This window comes from Legionella sp. ST3F1, from assembly GCF_048553315.1.
In the GTDB taxonomy this organism is placed as follows: domain Bacteria; phylum Pseudomonadota; class Gammaproteobacteria; order Legionellales; family Legionellaceae; genus Tatlockia; species Tatlockia donaldsonii.
Window position 1 is genome coordinate 58,087 of sequence record NZ_JBLZIO010000015.1, and the last position, 16,067, is coordinate 74,153.

Below are 16,067 nucleotides of genomic sequence, written 5' to 3' on the forward strand. Positions count from 1 at the left end.
ACAAAAAATGATAAGAATATTAATTTTTTTGTTTGTTTTACTGACATTTTTTGAGTTGTTAAAGAGGAAAAAATTATGCCTAAAACAATTGGTACTTTATTTACCGAATCTCGCTTAATTGCAAAAACCATTAATCGTATTACGGTTGAATCCGATCGCGTAGAATTGAATGATTGGCGCAATGAAGCAAAATTACTAGCCAGTCCCGGGGGCTCTTGTTTGTCTTCAACAACCCTTCTGGTTAAAGGGAAGCATGTCCCTACCTATGGATTTGATGGCCGTTGCTATGGCTTCCTGTTTAATGCCGAAGAATGCAACATTTACGATGTGAGCTCTACCGATTCGAATTCAAATAGAATTTCAAAACTGGCTAAACGTACCGAACGGAAAGGTGTAGATATGCTGACATCAAATACCGTAGGAGCAAAAACACTGGATGAATTAGCCGTTGAAGTGAAGGGTGGGCGCGATGGCCAAATGAATGAAATCATGCTCGATGCCTGGAAAAAATCTTGTGTAGGTTTATTTGTTCGTAGAATCGATCTTGAAAAAGCAAGTCCAGAAGGTTTAAAGCATTATTACCAATCGTTATTGGAAATCTCACTAATCCAAAAATACCTGGTCCAGGCTTTCGAGTATCCAGAAGATTTTAAAATTTGTCAGTACGAAGAACAAACTGGCAGGCTATTAACTACCCCGTCTCTGGAAGACATAAAAACGCAGGCAAGATTCTGCGGAATAACGGATAAAACTCAGCCGGAATTGTTTAGATTACTCGATGATAGTCACCGTTTTTCACCGTTGCCGACGCCTGTTACAGTAGGGGCATACCTGGATGCTTATAGCGGTTTTGATATAAGCCTCCTGCGTGATGAAATTATAGCAACTCTGCTTAAAGGGTTTGAGCCCTTTGATGCCAGACCCGTTGATGAACACAGTATCCTTTTAGAACCTGTCGACAGCATTGTGGGTATTTCAGAATCCACTATCCTTGAAACGATCGAACACTGTGTTGAGATGCAACGCTTGTCGACAAGTACCCAGGCACTCAGTTTAGGGAGCGGTATATTCGCCGTGCAGGCTGAAAGCGGCTCCACAAGCCTTGAGAGTGAGAAAGATGTCATTCTTACGCCTACGCATCGTGATTAAGAAATAAACTGCCGGAACGATGGGGGGCAGAGCTCGATTTTGACAATAAAATGCAAACTCAAGCGCTGTCCCTCAACTTTTCGCTCCCGCCAGTGACAAATCCCGTCAATGAATACGCCCTCCTTGATACCGCAATTAATTTAACTCCCTGTCAGCACAACATATTTCTTTATTATTTATATCTCGCTATCATGCGCCGCTTTTTACAGATAAATTTATAATGCCTCAAAAGAACAATAGCCCAACCAAAACACCAGCCGGCTTTTACTGGAGTAAAGATAGTTATTTCTTGAAAGGAGTGGATTTAATCTTTAAAACAAGCGTAACAAGTCTCACGACGTCCCTTATAACAGCACCGATTACCTTGCTATTAAGTAATAAACAATTAAGTACAACAATAAAACCAACCCCCTTGGCTTTCGCAAAATCCTCTTGGCAAATCTTTCAATCTCAAGCGATAGCTAATCAAAAACGTGGGGCTGTTAGTGTAACCAGCAAGCACATCAATAAGGAAACTGGTCCGGATGGCGTCACGACTGAACAGACGGAGGAATTAAAGCCCGTACAACGGCCTTATTATTCCCTTTTTACTTCGCTGACTTTTTCCCAAGCTGATACAGCACTTGGCTCTGTTTTTAATAACCGAGCAAAAATCCTCAGTGGGGGTATTGTCAAACCGGTCAAATTGACCGGCTATAATATTAGACAACTCTTTCTGATGGGATATCCGGTTAAGTCGCTATCTAACTTTATGAGTTTTACTGCCTTGCTAACGCTTTCGGACTCAATAACCAATCAATTACCTATTGAAAATTCTGCTGTCGCCAATTTTGTCGGCGGGGGGTTGGCGGGAGCCGTTTCTTCCTTACTGACTCACCCTTTAAATGCCTCCTACGACAGGATTATATTGGGAACCAGAATGGATTCTGAGACAAAATTAATCCGCGTCTCCAGTTTTTCCTTCTTTAAGGAAAAGATGAACTATGCGAAAACGATTGGTCTGGGCGAAATAGCCCAAAATTTTTGGCTGATAACAAGAAATGAACTCCCGGTAAGGATGTTAAGCACCATAACAATCTTTTCAATTATTCAGGGTTTTAACTATCTCATGGGCGACAGGCCTGTTAGTCATTTTTTACCCTCTGATCCCAATAACGAGCCAGGTGGTGGTTCCCAGCTGGTAAAATGATTGTGCAAAACCCATGCAGTCTTTAATTGAAGATTAGTTGGCAGCCTTGGTGGAACACAGCGCAATCAGGGGATTCGCCTGTCCCCTGATTGCATGGGTTAAAAATGGGTAATCGCAAAGGCGGTCATCGGCTCAACCTGCCCTGTAACCACCCCAACGGTGGTAAAATAGCGTCCATAAAAGCTCAAGGTTTTTTTTCTAGAGGTGGCTTGCATTGAATCGGGTAAATCCTCGACGATTTCCAGGGGTTTTTGCTCTGATTGACGCATCATGGCTTTGGTAAGCTGTATTGCCGCATAGTAAATACTTTCAAGAATGCTGAAAAATGCTATACCAACGTTAAGCGATGTCAGTTCTTGCCAAAAATAAGTTGATGTGTGAATTTGCCTTTTATCATATCCAATTCCACACTGATCTAACGCATCTGGAACCCTTGTCGTTGGCTGTAACCCTTTTGCTTTTACCCGACGCAACTCATCAAGGGCAGCATGTTTATGTTGCTCGTCTTGAGAGTAGTGACTGTTTACAAAAACTTCATGACCTATTTCAAAATATCGCTCCTGGCAGACAGCATACCTTGCAGCATCGTCTGCCGCCTTTGTAAACACCGGTAAACCTGCAGTAAGCGCAAAATCCGAGCGTTTACATTTAACTGCACAAATAATATTTTGTGCCGGCACATTTTTCGCAAAGGCTTCGTGACCGCTTAAGACATAGCCTGCCATTGCAGGATTAACCGAGAAATCACTCATAATCTTTTCGAGTTGCTGAACCTGCAACGCTTCCATGTCAAAAACATCAATCGGTTGCGGAGTATTAAAATCCTCAGGTAATTCGGCATCCGGTAAGGCCATGACATAAATATAAATTTCGGAGTCATAATCCACATGATATTGGTCACACACCGGAAAAAGAGGAGTTGACTCAAGTTTTTTGGCTAAACAAACCACATTATTCATGTCTGCGTCAGTGGCGGCTGTACTTGGCGAAGTTGAATACCGATCATTCGCATTCCGGACGCCGTGCTGCCACCAACTGTCTCCATAGAGATTTAAAAAATTGTTTTTTGATTGAAACCCGTCTTGAAAAATAGTTTTGGGGCTACGGGTATCTGCTCTATAGTACAAGCGCATGCTAAAGCTCCTCAATTTGAGCAAAATAATATCATGTTAAAAAAATAGTTGTCTATTAATCGGCACGTTAAAGTTACCAGGACGGATAAAGTAACCCTCATGGAGAGTTGGGATTCGTAGGAAATTATGCGATCCCCCATTGTTATATTCACTATAAGAGCTAAGATACGCAGCCGTTAAAGATCCTGATTATCACTATTCACTTAAGGTTTATAAATGTTAGTAAATTCCACACTCAAACTCGAAGTCGACAAGCAAACGGTTAATTACGTTTCTGCCTGGTCTGTTGGTCAACCGGCAAAATCAAGCGCTACCATTACGGTTGTACAACACGAAGGCATCATGTATTTAGTGACCAACGCGCATGCGGTAGCCAATTCAACTTATTTAAAAGTAAAATTTAATCAAGGATCTACCGAATTACCTGTAACGCCGGTGTGGGTTGACCCTATTATGGATGTCGCTATCGTTGAGACTACGTCGACTGAGGCTGAAGCCTTTTTGGGAACTAAAGTTAAACCATTAGAAATAAATACGGAATTTCAACCTTCTTCAACGGAAGTAAATGCCTATGGTTATCCCACAGGAGGAAAAAGTCTTTCCTTTACCAAAGGCCATATCTCAAGAACAGAAGTATCCACCATTGCCCATTCTCGCTTACCAGGGATTACAGTACAAACCAGTGCACCCATTAACCCGGGTAATAGTGGCGGGCCGATTACGATAGTGCGGGAAAAACAGGAAGAGTGTATCGGCATCGTCAGCCAGGGAGCCTCTTCACTCAGCAATGTGGGTTATTTTATTCCTGCCTGCACCATTGTACAAACGATAGAAAACTACAAACGCTTCGGTGCACTTAGGGCAAGGCAATTTATTGATTATGTGACCGTCCCTCAAGTCAGCTTTGAGTGGCAAACATTAAAGAATCCATCCCTAAGATCGGAATTAGAGATGCAAGATTCTCTTGAGAGTGAGCCATTGGGCATTCGTGTATCGCAAGTACCACCCAAGTCATGCGCTTATAATCACTTGCGAGAAGGGGATGTGATTCTTGAAATAGATGGCCATCAAATTCATGCTGATGGCAATGTTCAGGTCAAGGAGCTCGAGAATCCCATCTCTTATCTCTATCTTTTACAGCGCAAGAAATACCTCGATGAGATAGAGTTTGTGATTCAAAGAAAAAATGATGAGGGAGAATCTGAAACACTAAAAATTACGATTAGGTTAACGGAACAGTTAGGCCGCAGCATTGTCGGACCCAAGACCGACAAACCACTCAAATACCACATTCAGCCTTCAGGAAAAAACGGTGGCTATGTTTTTGTGCGTTGCACCCAACCATTGATGGACACCTTTACAACATCGTATTCAACCGGGCAAAAAGTCATTGTAGATAAATCCAATGTTCCGCCTATGTTTGGTGAGTTTTCCAGGCTTTCACCTAAAAAGGATGGTTACGAACTTGTTGTCCTACAAGAGATTCTTGTGTCAGAAGACACAGACGGTTATGAAAATTTCGCCCTTAACCGTGGGGGAATGTGTGAAAGCGATCGAGTGACTGAAGTCAATGGTGAACCAATAGCAAACTTATGGGACTTGGTAGTCGCATTAACAAAAGACCCAAGGAAACCGTCTTTAGTGAAATTTGCAAATGGCAAGGAATTAGTTATTGCACCTGAAGCCGCGCAAGTACGGGAAGCATTAAAATCGAAGTACCAAATTGCATTTTTTACCAGTCCCAAAGTTGCCCCTATCCTTCAATTACCCTTTTTAGATGAGATTAATCAATTGAATAAAGAGGAGGGTGCCGGGAATTCTTCGGCGATGTCTCTCAGCTGCTAAATGCCAAGCAGGCAGGACCAGCCGTCGAATAGGCGGCTTTGCAGGTTTTGTAGCCTTGATGAAGCCTGGCGTAATCAAGGTTTATCTCTCTCCTTTATCGTAGTTATTTATTTGGATACGTAGGGGCTGATTAGCTGCATTTAGTCTGCTCTCTCAACCATAGAGATTGGTGTTGGGCAGTGAATACCTTGATTACGCTACGCCTCATCAAGGCTTGTATCTACGCTTGAATTTTGATTGCTGGATACAATTAGCTCCCTAAAATTCGGTTGATGATCGCAGTAGCCTGATTATCACAAAAGATGGCATCCAGTTCAGGTAAAGTAACACAAGCGATATTGTGGCAATATTCCTGGGAAGCTAACGCATCAAGGCATGTTTTTATATCGTTCTGGATCAATGAAATTGTCTGAGCCAATCTCTGAGCGTGATCATGGTTCGTCATTCCTTTATATTGAGCAACTAATTCCGTTAATCCTTTCAATACTTGTTGACGCGCAGCCTGATGTTGTGTGCGTAATTCACAGACTTCTTTCGCCAAATCATGGGTTTGATTATCGCTCGTCATCTCATTGGTATCTTCGATGCATTCAGCAAGGCTCAATCTGATTTTATCATTATCGGCAGGAATAACTGGATTATTGGGCCCCCTGTAAGGGCTATCGTCTGCAAAGGCTACAGTCGTCAGATTGAAGCAAATAAATACGATTAATGCCAAGCGATTCATACTATTCCTTAGTGATGACAAGGTTAATTATTGCACTCCATAGAACAGTAGCATAGATACTTTTTTTAAAAAAACACCGGTATAACCCTTCTATAATTATGAAAGCCTGATAATTTTTTTTGGAACGCAATGCACGACAATATTGTATCCACTTTGTTGAGTCCAATTACCCTTTTGTTTCTGGTTAATGCCTTCTTTTTGATTTTTGTTACCTCGTTTCTTTGGACTATTTTTCTCAACATTAAATTCACGAATGTTCTATACCATTCGGTTAAGTCCAACGATAAAGCCCCTCTGTTATTGAAGGCCGTGCTCTTTTTTCCTATTGTACTTGTTGCGGTAATTGCAGAGTACCAGTGGTCTGTATTAACACAAGTCAATTTTTTCCCCCTGGCCAGTTCCTCCTTTGTTCGATTTAATGCGATAGGCCTTCTCGTTGCTGTAATTGCTTTGATTTTTATTAAACATTTGGATAAAACAATGGAGGTTCAAACGGTTGGGGTTCCTCTTTTTATTATTAGTTATCTTATTGTTTTGTATCTATTTTATTTAATCATTCTTATGGCAACTGTCATTACGCGCTTCAATGCATTCCCTGATGGATTCCTTAGACATGATTCCTTTCCTACTGCACAAAAAATCAATGAATATCTTCTTTTGGGATTATTTTTAATTCATTGGCTGGTTGTTTTCTTCACAGTCTCTTGCAAAACCACGCAACGCATTCTGTTTTTCTTAGCCTATACCCTTAGTCTTGCTTTCGCTTATTCAATAGTTATCTAGCGAACCAAAGCAAACGAAAGGCGTCTTCTCATTGATTTAACAAAAGAACGATGAAAGGCAGGGTTTACAGGCATGGTTATACACGATTCAAGACATGCCCGTAAGTTGTAATTATTTGATTAAAAAGGTTTTATCATGGAAGTTGGGAAGGCGGGTTGAATTAATGGATGTATCTGAGCCCTTTCCCTCCAAGCCTCGTTTGCTGCATCGGTCAAGAACATAATTTCACCATCGATATTTTTTTCACCCTCAAAATACAATTTATCAAAAATAGGCTCTTTCAATGGAGTAAAACCCAATTTGAAATAAAATTCACCGGATTTATTCGTTGAATAAAGGCTAACCCGCCCTTCGCAGTCAGTGCTTAAGCTGTATTCAAATACGGCTTGGACAAGGACAGTCCCCAGGGCATAAGCGCCCCGTTTTTTGGATTCGATAGCATCGATGGCAATAAAAGGCAAATTCACGTAAGCGGGCTCTAAATGGGGCGATTTTGTATGGTAAGCAAAGCGGGCGTAGGCTACATCCTGCCCATTTGGATCAATTAATACCAAATGAGCCGTACCTTCTACGTTATCTGTAAAGACATGATATAAATTCAACTCAAGAGGAGCAGCCTTTATACCGCTTTTCGACTCCACTCTCATTTCACACAGTCTAATGAATTTAAATGAACCGATTGAATGAACAGGTTTTCCAGTTTTTTTTCCAAGTACCCGGTTAAAATAGCGTGTAGGGTGGTCTCCAAGCTGTTTGAACAATTCGCAACAGTTATAACCTCTTTTTCAAACGTCTGGCAATAAGACAATATTTTTGGCAAATTCCTTATTTGTTGTGCGGAGTCAGACTCCGCATCGCTCCAGAATCCTTTGGAAATCTGGGTTACTTTATACATTGTTCATTCTCATTTTTTAATGAATAGATTGTAACAAACGATATCGAGTAACGTCACCAAAAGTCAGCGTTACTCGAACAGTCAAACGAGTTGTTGGTTACAGGATTAAAGGTTTCGATATTGATTTTTTAAAAGTAACAATCAAATTTGAATCCTTTGTTTTTGTGGTCATAGAGTTCGGATCATACCCCTTTGGTAGTTGAAATACTTGACTGTAATTGCTCTGAGAGTAGCTCACACTCTTGCTATTGTTTTGTTCTTGCGTAATTTTTTGCGTGACCTTTGCGCTAACGATTAATTGACTCTCTTTCACAGAAACATTGACTTTGCTATCAGCCCCTTCGGGTAATTTAATTTTATAGGTAATGTCATTTTTGCCTTCTTTAATTTCAACAGTATTTGTACTGCCAGGCTGACTCATCAAGTGATGTTGCATCTGTGAAAATTGACTCTTCATAAATTGATCCATTGCCCTTTGCATTTGATCCATTTGCTGCCAAATAGCATGAGGGGATTGAAAGAAAGCATCATTATCAAAGGGATCCTGGCTTATTTGCGGATTACTCTTTTGCACAGGATTATTTTGCTTTGCATCAAGAGCCATGGCTCCTTCAGATACCATCGTGATAAGAGGAACAGAAATTAAAATAGGAAGCAGTTTATTTTTCATATAAATCTCCTTTCTAAATGGAATATCAAACCTTCACGTCTTAGAATAGACCGTTATGCACGAATAGCCATAACGCTATTTTAAGTTCTCTTTCGCTTTGTTTGCCTTCAAAAGAGTATTTCCTATGTCGAGGCTAATTAGACAATTTCAAGTCATGCATCGCACACAGAACAAGAACGTTAAAATCCCTTAGGAATAGCATCTGCCAGGGAATGAAATGAATTGGCTTCATGACCTGCTGATTGGCATCGATAACCCTTGATTACCCGACGCTACACGGCCTTTCCTGACGGGATGTAAAGTTCGACAGATAACCCTTTTGGCAGAAGCCAATCCTCTTTATCTTGTGCTTCTTTCAGGGGTGAAATGCGGGGTAGAAAGGTAGGGGCTCAGGGCTTGAGTTTTGGTTGTCGAATACAAGATTCAAGCCCTGACCAACCCTTTTTAAGTAAAAAGGTATCCTTTAATTTGAGGCTGCTCCGATGCGCTTTCAACCAGTGAGTCCTCTGCTTCTTTTATGCCGTCCAGCGATTTAAGGCTAAAGAAAGCATCCTGGTATCTTCCGCAGCTGATTTTTTTAATAGCCGTATTGGTGAGATCTTTCAGTAAATTCTGCAGATAAACCTTCCAACCCAGCTCTTTACTCAATACGAGTTTTGCGCCTTCTATTGCCCCTTTGCAAGATGCTTTAAACCAGTCATCAGCGGCTACCTCTTCAATGCTATCGTCCAGAAGATACTCTTTGTACTTAGTTCGATAATTAACTAGCTCCATATATAACTCGCCAGCCTTCTCTTGAGCATCCTCATGTTGAAACTCAGTTGTCAGTATTTTTTGGGTCAACCCATTTAGCGCTGTTTCTATAGGCGCTAATTTAGCAGCAATATCCTTTTTCCGATTTTCCTGATTTAAATAGTGTTTTAGCCCTCCCAGGCTACACGCTTCAATTTGAGCAATCTTTTCTTCTTCGGTGAGCATGTAATCGCTGAGAAAGGTACTCGCATAGAAAAAATATTTTTCCAGTTTATGTTGAACATATTTACTTATTTTTTTGGTAATCCATTGCATATCAAAATAATCGGATACGTTCTTATTTTTCTTTATCGAAGCCAATGCACGATTATCAATACTGTCAGGTAATTTCTCCTGTTGAGAGCTTCGCATTAGGGGTGCCGGAGTAACTTTTTTCCAGTTGTGCTTTGTTTCCCACCCCCCTTCCTCGGGCTCGGCCTTGCGAAGGAAGTCATGAAAATCAGTCCCTGGTTTTAAATCACGATAATAATAATCTTCTATATGGGACAGCATAAAGGCATCCTCAAGCGCAAAGACACCGCAACTATAACCATCTCTTTGGCGTTGGACAGGCATATAATAAATACTATTTTTAATGCCCTGGAAATTTAAGGCCTCTTCCAGGACAGATAAGGCCTCTTCGTTGTGGCTATCAACAGATAGGGAGTCTGCACTGAAGATACTAACGCTGCCATTAGCAATTTTAATATCCAGACAAAACCCATGCGACGTAGGATTTTGGCCATCCTCCTCGCAAAAAACAACCCGAAATCGACAGGACATATTCGCTTTCGCGGCTTGAGTTACAATGCCCGCCAGCTCCTGTCTATCACTCTCTGTATTACTGGCTGCAAAAATAGCAGGGGAAGAATTCCTTCGTGAATGATGTACCCTTCCTGCTATCGCTAATTTTGTACTGGAATAGCAAAGCCTTCCAAGCTTCATTAAGTCGTTAAGACGCGCCCCATAATCTGCCATGTTCTTTACTACCCTACTAATAGTTTAATTTATTTGTTCAATTATAAAGCAAATAAGTAAACTTTTGAATGGGTAAAATTACCCATATTGTTAATAAATGGGTCTTGCATGTCTAATATTGATGATTAGAACCCAAAATTTGTGAGCATTGAAAAAAACATTTGCATTTGACTCAAATTTCAGATTAATCTGAAAAGGACTCAATAAGGAAAGGAGCTCACCATGGGTAACAAGAAAGTAACCTCTCGTCCTGTTAATGGAATTACTCGACCTGAACAACCTTACACTAATCAGGGAACCCAGCTTTTTTTTAATCAAAGACCCACCCCCCCAGCCTTGGAAGCTGGACACCACCACGAAGCCCAGCAAATACAGGAAATACAACCAGTACAAGAAGCACAACAAGTAGAACCCGTTGAAGAACTCCGCTTAGAAACGACTACTGATATTTTATTATTTGCCATTTTGAAAGAATTAAAAACTCGAAATGTGATTGAACTTGCAAAGCTTCAGGCGGAACAAGAAAAAGAACAGAAAGAATTGCAAGACGCTGAAGAAATGCAAGCGCGTGATGAGGCTCGGTTCGAAGGGATCCGATCATCCATGTATCTTTGATTTAACATTCTCCCTAACCAATTAACAGGCCACTGTTAATTGGTTTTTTTTCCTATCGCGAGTCGCCTGATGTGGCAGTGAAAACAAGGTATTCCCTAAGAGCAGAAATCGGCTTTTGATTGTAAGTACAAGTTTCAAGCCCTGATCCCATTGGATGACAGGGTTACGGTAAAATATAGATTACTAGAGCAAATAGTCCTGCTACGGCAACCAGGGGATGAAGAGCGACTAGTACCTTGGGTGCATAGATCTTCTTTTCAGCAAGGAGGACCAAGATTAAACCACCTAATGCCCCAAGCGTTAAGAGTACTAAACTGACAATGAGCAAGGGGGAAAAACTGGTCATCAAGGCAACGACGTCAATGTATACAAGGAGTAACCCACTTGCCGCCAAAAAACCGTGCCACGCCCGAACCGTTTTATTGGGGCTTCTGTCTTGTAAGATCGGAGGTAAGATACCTAAACCTAAAGAGACAACAAAAACAAAGATAATAAGGGCTGATATCAACATAGGATCTCCTGAAATCTATGTTAACAGAATCTCACTATAACTCATCGAAGGGAAACCCTGTAGTTGCTTTAATTATCTTCCCGGCTGCGTTGCAACGATCGTAAAGGTCTAGTCCTGCCCCTGAACGATCCCCTGACGCTTTCTTGATATTCCTACCATTTATCTCAATAATGAAACTATTATCTGGAATACACGCCGCAACCCTGAAGGAATACTAACTAATGGAACCAGTAAGCTTGCATTCCCTATTACTATATATACAACATGGCATTTCATTTTGTGGGGTGCTTGTTATTCTCATTGGTGTTTTAACCGCATTATTTCGCTATATTTCCCACCCATTTTATAACTCTGATACCACCAGCAAAATGGATATCAATCAAATTCGATTGCGATTAGGTCGAGTATTAACATTAGGTTTGGAGTTTATTGTCGCTGCCGACTTAATCGGAACAACGACTACCCCGGATTATTATTCGGTTGGTATCGTAGCCAGTATTGTTTTAATACGAACCTTATTAAGCTATACCTTAAACCGTGAAATCAATGACATTAGCCGTCAGGAAAATCAAAATAAAACACTGGCGTGACGAATTTATTGTCCTGAATTTAATTATTCGCAGGCCTTGATGCATCGCGTGTCGAAATCAAGGGTTACTGATGTTCCTCCAATAAAAAATAGAAAAATTTAGGGAACTGTGATAGCGTGCGTATGCAACTATTTGTGTATTATATTTTTTCATAGGGAGATGTGAAGTGAAATATGCTTTGAGTTCTGCACTGGTATTGAGTCTGGTAGCGAGCAGTGATGCGCTTGCTCTTTCCAAGGAACCCAGTTTGTGTGAAGGTTCATCCGCACTATGCGCCATGATAACTCCAGGCGGTTTATACGCCAATGTAACGGGTTATTATTTCCGTCCAAGTGAAACAGGTATTGGCATGGCTACCGACAGCTGGCAATATGGCTCCGCCGCCGGTGGTATTAGCGCCGTTAGCAAGCCTGCAGATCCTGATGGAAAATGGTCCGCCAGTTTTCTGGTAGGTTATGACATTCCTGATTCAGCCAATAACATTGAACTTTCCTATTTATATTTAAATAATAGGAATCATGCTGTAAATACCAATGGCGATGGTCCGATAACCTTTGGTGCCATATTTTTTCCAGATGTAACCTTTCCCTTTGCTCCGGGGCAAAACTTTGTCAGTGACGCGCAACTACGTTACCGACTCGATCAGGTTGACCTGACCGTCGGCAGAACCTATATCGATTATCAGGGACAGTTTATGCTTCATCCCAAAGTCGGTGTGCGTTATGCAAAACTGGATCATGAGTTTACCTTTTTAGCTCCGGGAAATGTGATGAGCGAATTTAGAGGTGCAGGTCCCTTGCTGGGGATGGATGGTCGTTACTCCTTGTTTCAAAGCAATTTTGGGCTGGTGGGCAATTTTGAATATGCTCCCATTGTTGGAAACATTAACTCTCATTCCTTTTTAAATTTTCCCATCTACGTCACTTATTCTTCTCCCAAGCGTGATCGGATAGTGAATAGCTTCACAGCCAAATTGGGTATCGACTATAACTATAGTTTTAGGAATAGTGGCTATGCCGCAGTTGAAGTAGGTTATCAGGTGAATCAATACAATAATGCCATGGATATGATCCGCGGTAATTATGCTGTTGCAGGGGCCCAAAAAGTTGCAGGCGTGGAAACCACCACTTTCAATTTCCATGGCCCTTACGTTAGCCTTAGCGTACATGCCTAATCCTTTCATGTGCGTCAGAAATCCCTGGCGCACCGTTTTCCCCTGCTGTCGACAAGGTAAATCGTCCGTTTGGCTGACATGATGAACTGATTCCCTTGGTCCTTTTATAAGCTAGACGACGTAAGAAATCAAAAGTATAGGTCATCCCTGACCCCATTAGTGCACTTGGGGCGGGCTTTATCCCATTGATGCGCACAGATTTACCCTCAAGAGTTTGTTATGACCGATTTAAAAACAGGCTCAGTCTCAAAAAAACCGAACTTGGTATCTTGATAAAAACTCACTTCGCCTGTTGAAATATCATGATGGCCTCCAACAATTCCGCATTCGCCTGCGTCAATGAGTTCTTTTAAAATGGGGCTGGACTCCATAACTGCCTGTACGGTTCTATGGATATTAATCGCAGTAACCTTTTCCACAAACTGTTCGTTACTTGAGTTTCGGTTTCCAACAGTATCTTTTTCAGCGCTCACAGCGGGTTGTATTTTACTTAACAAGGCGGTCAAATTACCCATTTCCACATCATCACAGGCGCCTTTTATTGCACCACATTTTGAATGTCCCAAAACTACTATGATCTTCGCCCCGGCTACTTTGCAGGCAAACTCCATACTGCCTAAAATATCTTCATTGATAATATTTCCTGCTACTCGTACACTAAATACATCGCCCAAGCCCTGGTCAAATATCAACTCCACTGAGGTACGGGAGTCAATACAACTTAAGATGATTGCAAAGGGATGTTGTCCATCAGAGGTTTCATTAGCCTGCTGCAAAAGGTTACGGTTAACTTTTAAGTTATTTACAAATCGTTTATTACCTTCTTCCAATAAATGCAATGCAATCGCAGGTGTAATAGCGGCTTGCATTTCTTTGGTCAATGTTTTCATCTTTATGCTCCTACATCGGGTCTAAGTATTAGACGGGCTCAATAAAATCTATCGTTTCAACACGAATTTTTTTCAGTTTTGCGTTTATCTTATAATCACGGAGATACTCAATAACATCGTAGGCAATAGACTTTGAATTTGAGCAATCAATAATTACTTTTGAATAAGGCGGGATGGCATCGAGGGCTTGAATGATGCTGGCCTTATTAAAGAAAGAAACCTCTTCTGCCAGTACGAGGTGATGAACCGCATGCTCATTTTCCCTGGTGATCGTCTCTTTCATAGAATAGGCATTGTAATAGCTGTGGCGTAAGGTATAAAAAATACCAAAAGCCAGGCCGATACAAATTCCTTTGAGCAAATCAGTTGCCACAATGCCCACAACCGTTGCAATAAAAGGGACAAATTGCTCTGCGCCCAATCGATACAACTGTTTAAACAATACAGGTTTAGCCAGCTTATAACCGATTAAAATTAATATAGCCGCCAGGCTTGCAAGGGGAATCAAATTTAGGAATTTAGGAATAGTGGCAGCGCTGATTAACAGGAAAAAACCATGAACTATTGTAGAAAGCTTGGTTTTTCCTCCAAAGCTAATGTTTGCGGTGCTACGCACAATTACTTGGGTAATCGGTAATCCACCACACAGTCCGGACACTAGATTACCCAGTCCCTGCGCTTTTAGTTCCCTGTTTGCTGGCGTCACTCTTTTTAAGGGATCTAACTTGTCAGTCGCTTCCACGCAAAGCAATGTTTCCAGGCTTGCAACAATGGCTAAAACAATAGCTGTTTTCCACACCTGGAGATGCGTTATTGCAGAAAAATCCGGTAAAGTAAATTGTTTGAAAAATTCCATTACATTATCCGCAACAGGGAGATTCACCAAATGGTCTGGACCCAAACTAAAATTCAAGGTTTTTGATTGGAACAGCAGGTTCATCGCAATCCCCATTAAAACAACGACTATAGGGCCTTGTATTAATTCAAAAACCTTATGTTTTTTTGTTAAAACGGTTTCCCAAAGAATCAGCACAGCTAATGATAAGATTGAAATTAAAATTGCACCGGGTGTAAACGCATGGAATGCACTACTAATAGACGCAAAGGTGGTTTCCCCATCTACTTGAAAATCTGAAAGGTCGCCAATTGCCTCATTATCATAACCCAGGGCATAGGGGATTTGTTTTAAAATAATCAAAAGCCCTATACCCGTTAACATCCCCTTTATGACTGAAGAGGGGAAAAAATAAGCAATAAATCCGGCTTTTGCATAGCCCATGATCATTTGCATAATGCCGGCTAAAATAACGGCCAGTAAAAAGGCAGGCCAAGACCCTAAGGTATTGATGGCCGTAAGTACAATAACAGCCAACCCCGCAGCAGGTCCGCTAACGCCCAATTGGGAGCCGCTGGCGATACCGACTACTATGCCGCCGACGATCCCGGCTATAATGCCTGAAAATAAAGGTGCACCGGATGCGAGGGCAATACCAAGGCATAATGGGAGGGCTACAAAAAAGACAATGATGCCTGCCATAAAGTCACTTTTGAATTCTTTGAACATATTAAATAACTCCATGGATGCGCCTATCGCCCCTGGTTATTGGAGGCTTCCGTGTTAAACGTCCAGAGCATAATGTCTTATGCATTTGAACCAGCGTCCTTAACGTCTGGCGCATGGGTCCATATCGTCTTTACTTCATTAACCGCTGAGCGGATAACTTCATCAGATTGCAATCCACCTTCAAGGTAAGCTAGTCCTTGAAGCAGCCAATCGGCTAATTCTGGTTGTGCCAATTGATAATAAACCTGGTTCCCTTCTTTACGTTGTTTGACTACCTTGTTCGCTCTTAAAATAGCCAGATGTTGTGATACTACCGAATGACTCGTTCCCAAAATCACTTGTAGACTGTTTACGTTTTGTTCGCCTGTATGCAATTCTTCAATGATTCGAATGCGGTGTTGGTGGGCTATCGCACCTAAAAACTCTGCCATTTTCTCGGAAATTAATTTTCTAGCGGGCATGATGCATTCCAATATTAGAATATTTTAATATACTAATATTTTAATACATGAATTTTCCTTTGCAATTTAAATTAATCGCTTCTTTCTTGACGAGGTTGGGT

Annotated in this window: 16 protein-coding genes; 7 read left to right on the forward strand and 9 right to left on the reverse strand. The window is 41.3% G+C overall.

The features are described from left to right. The first annotated feature begins 75 nt into the window (after window positions 1-75). Window positions 76-1,149 carry a hypothetical protein gene (locus tag ACN4Z1_RS11100; protein WP_228363098.1) on the forward strand — a complete coding sequence of 358 codons (1,074 nt, stop codon included), beginning with the start codon at window positions 76-78 and terminating at the stop codon, window positions 1,147-1,149. Between the two features lie 220 nt (window positions 1,150-1,369). Continuing rightward, a complete protein-coding gene (locus tag ACN4Z1_RS11105; protein ID WP_228363099.1) occupies window positions 1,370-2,338 on the forward strand; it encodes a hypothetical protein in 969 nt (322 codons plus the stop codon). Between the two features lie 98 nt (window positions 2,339-2,436). Here the strand turns inward: ACN4Z1_RS11105 and ACN4Z1_RS11110 are convergent, their stop codons facing one another. Next, on the reverse strand, window positions 2,437-3,471 hold the full coding sequence (locus ACN4Z1_RS11110) for a hypothetical protein (protein WP_228363100.1): 1,035 nt from the start codon (window positions 3,469-3,471) through the stop codon (window positions 2,437-2,439). 216 nt (window positions 3,472-3,687) lie between these two features. Here ACN4Z1_RS11110 and ACN4Z1_RS11115 point away from each other — a divergent pair, with 216 nt between their 5' ends. Next, window positions 3,688-5,316 carry a S1C family serine protease gene (locus ACN4Z1_RS11115; RefSeq protein WP_228363101.1) on the forward strand — a complete coding sequence of 543 codons (1,629 nt, stop codon included), beginning with the start codon at window positions 3,688-3,690 and terminating at the stop codon, window positions 5,314-5,316. 250 nt (window positions 5,317-5,566) lie between these two features. Here ACN4Z1_RS11115 and ACN4Z1_RS11120 read toward each other — a convergent pair whose 3' ends face one another. Continuing rightward, a complete protein-coding gene (locus ACN4Z1_RS11120; protein WP_419388147.1) occupies window positions 5,567-6,043 on the reverse strand; it encodes a hypothetical protein in 477 nt (158 codons plus the stop codon). A 129-nt stretch (window positions 6,044-6,172) separates the two neighbouring features. Here ACN4Z1_RS11120 and ACN4Z1_RS11125 point away from each other — a divergent pair, with 129 nt between their 5' ends. After that, window positions 6,173-6,826, forward strand: a complete 654-nt coding sequence (locus ACN4Z1_RS11125) for a hypothetical protein (protein WP_419388148.1) — start codon at window positions 6,173-6,175, stop codon at window positions 6,824-6,826. A gap of 119 nt (window positions 6,827-6,945) precedes the next feature. Here ACN4Z1_RS11125 and ACN4Z1_RS11130 read toward each other — a convergent pair whose 3' ends face one another. From ACN4Z1_RS11130 to ACN4Z1_RS11140, 3 genes are all read right to left on the reverse strand, one after another. Then, window positions 6,946-7,473, reverse strand: a complete 528-nt coding sequence (locus ACN4Z1_RS11130; RefSeq protein ID WP_419388149.1) for a hypothetical protein — start codon at window positions 7,471-7,473, stop codon at window positions 6,946-6,948. A gap of 345 nt (window positions 7,474-7,818) precedes the next feature. Next, window positions 7,819-8,391 (reverse strand): Hsp20/alpha crystallin family protein, encoded by a 573-nt coding sequence (locus tag ACN4Z1_RS11135; RefSeq protein WP_419388150.1) that lies wholly within the window; start codon window positions 8,389-8,391, stop codon window positions 7,819-7,821. Window positions 8,392-8,835: 444 nt separating this feature from the next. Further along, window positions 8,836-10,161, reverse strand: coding sequence for a hypothetical protein (locus tag ACN4Z1_RS11140; RefSeq protein WP_419388151.1), 1,326 nt, complete (start codon window positions 10,159-10,161; stop codon window positions 8,836-8,838). 222 nt (window positions 10,162-10,383) lie between these two features. Here ACN4Z1_RS11140 and ACN4Z1_RS11145 point away from each other — a divergent pair, with 222 nt between their 5' ends. Next, a complete protein-coding gene (locus tag ACN4Z1_RS11145; protein WP_419388152.1) occupies window positions 10,384-10,776 on the forward strand; it encodes a hypothetical protein in 393 nt (130 codons plus the stop codon). 163 nt (window positions 10,777-10,939) lie between these two features. On the opposite strand, the gene ACN4Z1_RS11150 is transcribed toward ACN4Z1_RS11145, so the two are convergent. Then, the gene (locus ACN4Z1_RS11150) at window positions 10,940-11,287 is read right to left on the reverse strand and encodes a hypothetical protein (RefSeq protein WP_419388153.1); all 348 of its coding nucleotides are present in this window, start codon (window positions 11,285-11,287) and stop codon (window positions 10,940-10,942) included. 221 nt (window positions 11,288-11,508) lie between these two features. Here ACN4Z1_RS11150 and ACN4Z1_RS11155 point away from each other — a divergent pair, with 221 nt between their 5' ends. Continuing rightward, window positions 11,509-11,877, forward strand: coding sequence for a DUF1622 domain-containing protein (locus tag ACN4Z1_RS11155; RefSeq protein WP_419388154.1), 369 nt, complete (start codon window positions 11,509-11,511; stop codon window positions 11,875-11,877). Window positions 11,878-12,043: 166 nt separating this feature from the next. Further along, a complete protein-coding gene (locus ACN4Z1_RS11160; protein ID WP_419388155.1) occupies window positions 12,044-13,051 on the forward strand; it encodes an Lpg1974 family pore-forming outer membrane protein in 1,008 nt (335 codons plus the stop codon). Between the two features lie 206 nt (window positions 13,052-13,257). Here the strand turns inward: ACN4Z1_RS11160 and ACN4Z1_RS11165 are convergent, their stop codons facing one another. The 3 genes from ACN4Z1_RS11165 to ACN4Z1_RS11175 all read right to left on the reverse strand — a co-directional run bounded on the left by ACN4Z1_RS11165 (window position 13,258) and on the right by ACN4Z1_RS11175 (window position 15,966). Next, entirely contained in the window at window positions 13,258-13,941 is a 684-nt protein-coding gene (locus tag ACN4Z1_RS11165; RefSeq protein WP_228363110.1) for a carbonic anhydrase family protein, read from the reverse strand. A gap of 28 nt (window positions 13,942-13,969) precedes the next feature. Continuing rightward, window positions 13,970-15,505: a SulP family inorganic anion transporter gene (locus ACN4Z1_RS11170; protein WP_419388156.1), complete on the reverse strand. Its 1,536-nt coding sequence runs from the start codon at window positions 15,503-15,505 to the stop codon at window positions 13,970-13,972. Between the two features lie 77 nt (window positions 15,506-15,582). After that, window positions 15,583-15,966 carry an ArsR/SmtB family transcription factor gene (locus ACN4Z1_RS11175; RefSeq protein ID WP_228363112.1) on the reverse strand — a complete coding sequence of 128 codons (384 nt, stop codon included), beginning with the start codon at window positions 15,964-15,966 and terminating at the stop codon, window positions 15,583-15,585. Window positions 15,967-16,067: the final 101 nt, after the last annotated feature.

Coding starts and splice junctions, on each gene's coding strand:
- ACN4Z1_RS11100 (WP_228363098.1), top strand. CDS start 76: ATGCCTAAAACAATTGGTACTTTATTTACCGAATCTCGCTTAATTGCA.
- ACN4Z1_RS11105 (WP_228363099.1), top strand. CDS start 1,370: ATGCCTCAAAAGAACAATAGCCCAACCAAAACACCAGCCGGCTTTTAC.
- ACN4Z1_RS11110 (WP_228363100.1), bottom strand. CDS start 3,471: ATGCGCTTGTACTATAGAGCAGATACCCGTAGCCCCAAAACTATTTTT.
- ACN4Z1_RS11115 (WP_228363101.1), top strand. CDS start 3,688: ATGTTAGTAAATTCCACACTCAAACTCGAAGTCGACAAGCAAACGGTT.
- ACN4Z1_RS11120 (WP_419388147.1), bottom strand. CDS start 6,043: ATGAATCGCTTGGCATTAATCGTATTTATTTGCTTCAATCTGACGACT.
- ACN4Z1_RS11125 (WP_419388148.1), top strand. CDS start 6,173: ATGCACGACAATATTGTATCCACTTTGTTGAGTCCAATTACCCTTTTG.
- ACN4Z1_RS11130 (WP_419388149.1), bottom strand. CDS start 7,473: ATGAGAGTGGAGTCGAAAAGCGGTATAAAGGCTGCTCCTCTTGAGTTG.
- ACN4Z1_RS11135 (WP_419388150.1), bottom strand. CDS start 8,391: ATGAAAAATAAACTGCTTCCTATTTTAATTTCTGTTCCTCTTATCACG.
- ACN4Z1_RS11140 (WP_419388151.1), bottom strand. CDS start 10,161: ATGGCAGATTATGGGGCGCGTCTTAACGACTTAATGAAGCTTGGAAGG.
- ACN4Z1_RS11145 (WP_419388152.1), top strand. CDS start 10,384: ATGGGTAACAAGAAAGTAACCTCTCGTCCTGTTAATGGAATTACTCGA.
- ACN4Z1_RS11150 (WP_419388153.1), bottom strand. CDS start 11,287: ATGTTGATATCAGCCCTTATTATCTTTGTTTTTGTTGTCTCTTTAGGT.
- ACN4Z1_RS11155 (WP_419388154.1), top strand. CDS start 11,509: ATGGAACCAGTAAGCTTGCATTCCCTATTACTATATATACAACATGGC.
- ACN4Z1_RS11165 (WP_228363110.1), bottom strand. CDS start 13,941: ATGAAAACATTGACCAAAGAAATGCAAGCCGCTATTACACCTGCGATT.
- ACN4Z1_RS11170 (WP_419388156.1), bottom strand. CDS start 15,505: ATGTTCAAAGAATTCAAAAGTGACTTTATGGCAGGCATCATTGTCTTT.
- ACN4Z1_RS11175 (WP_228363112.1), bottom strand. CDS start 15,966: ATGCCCGCTAGAAAATTAATTTCCGAGAAAATGGCAGAGTTTTTAGGT.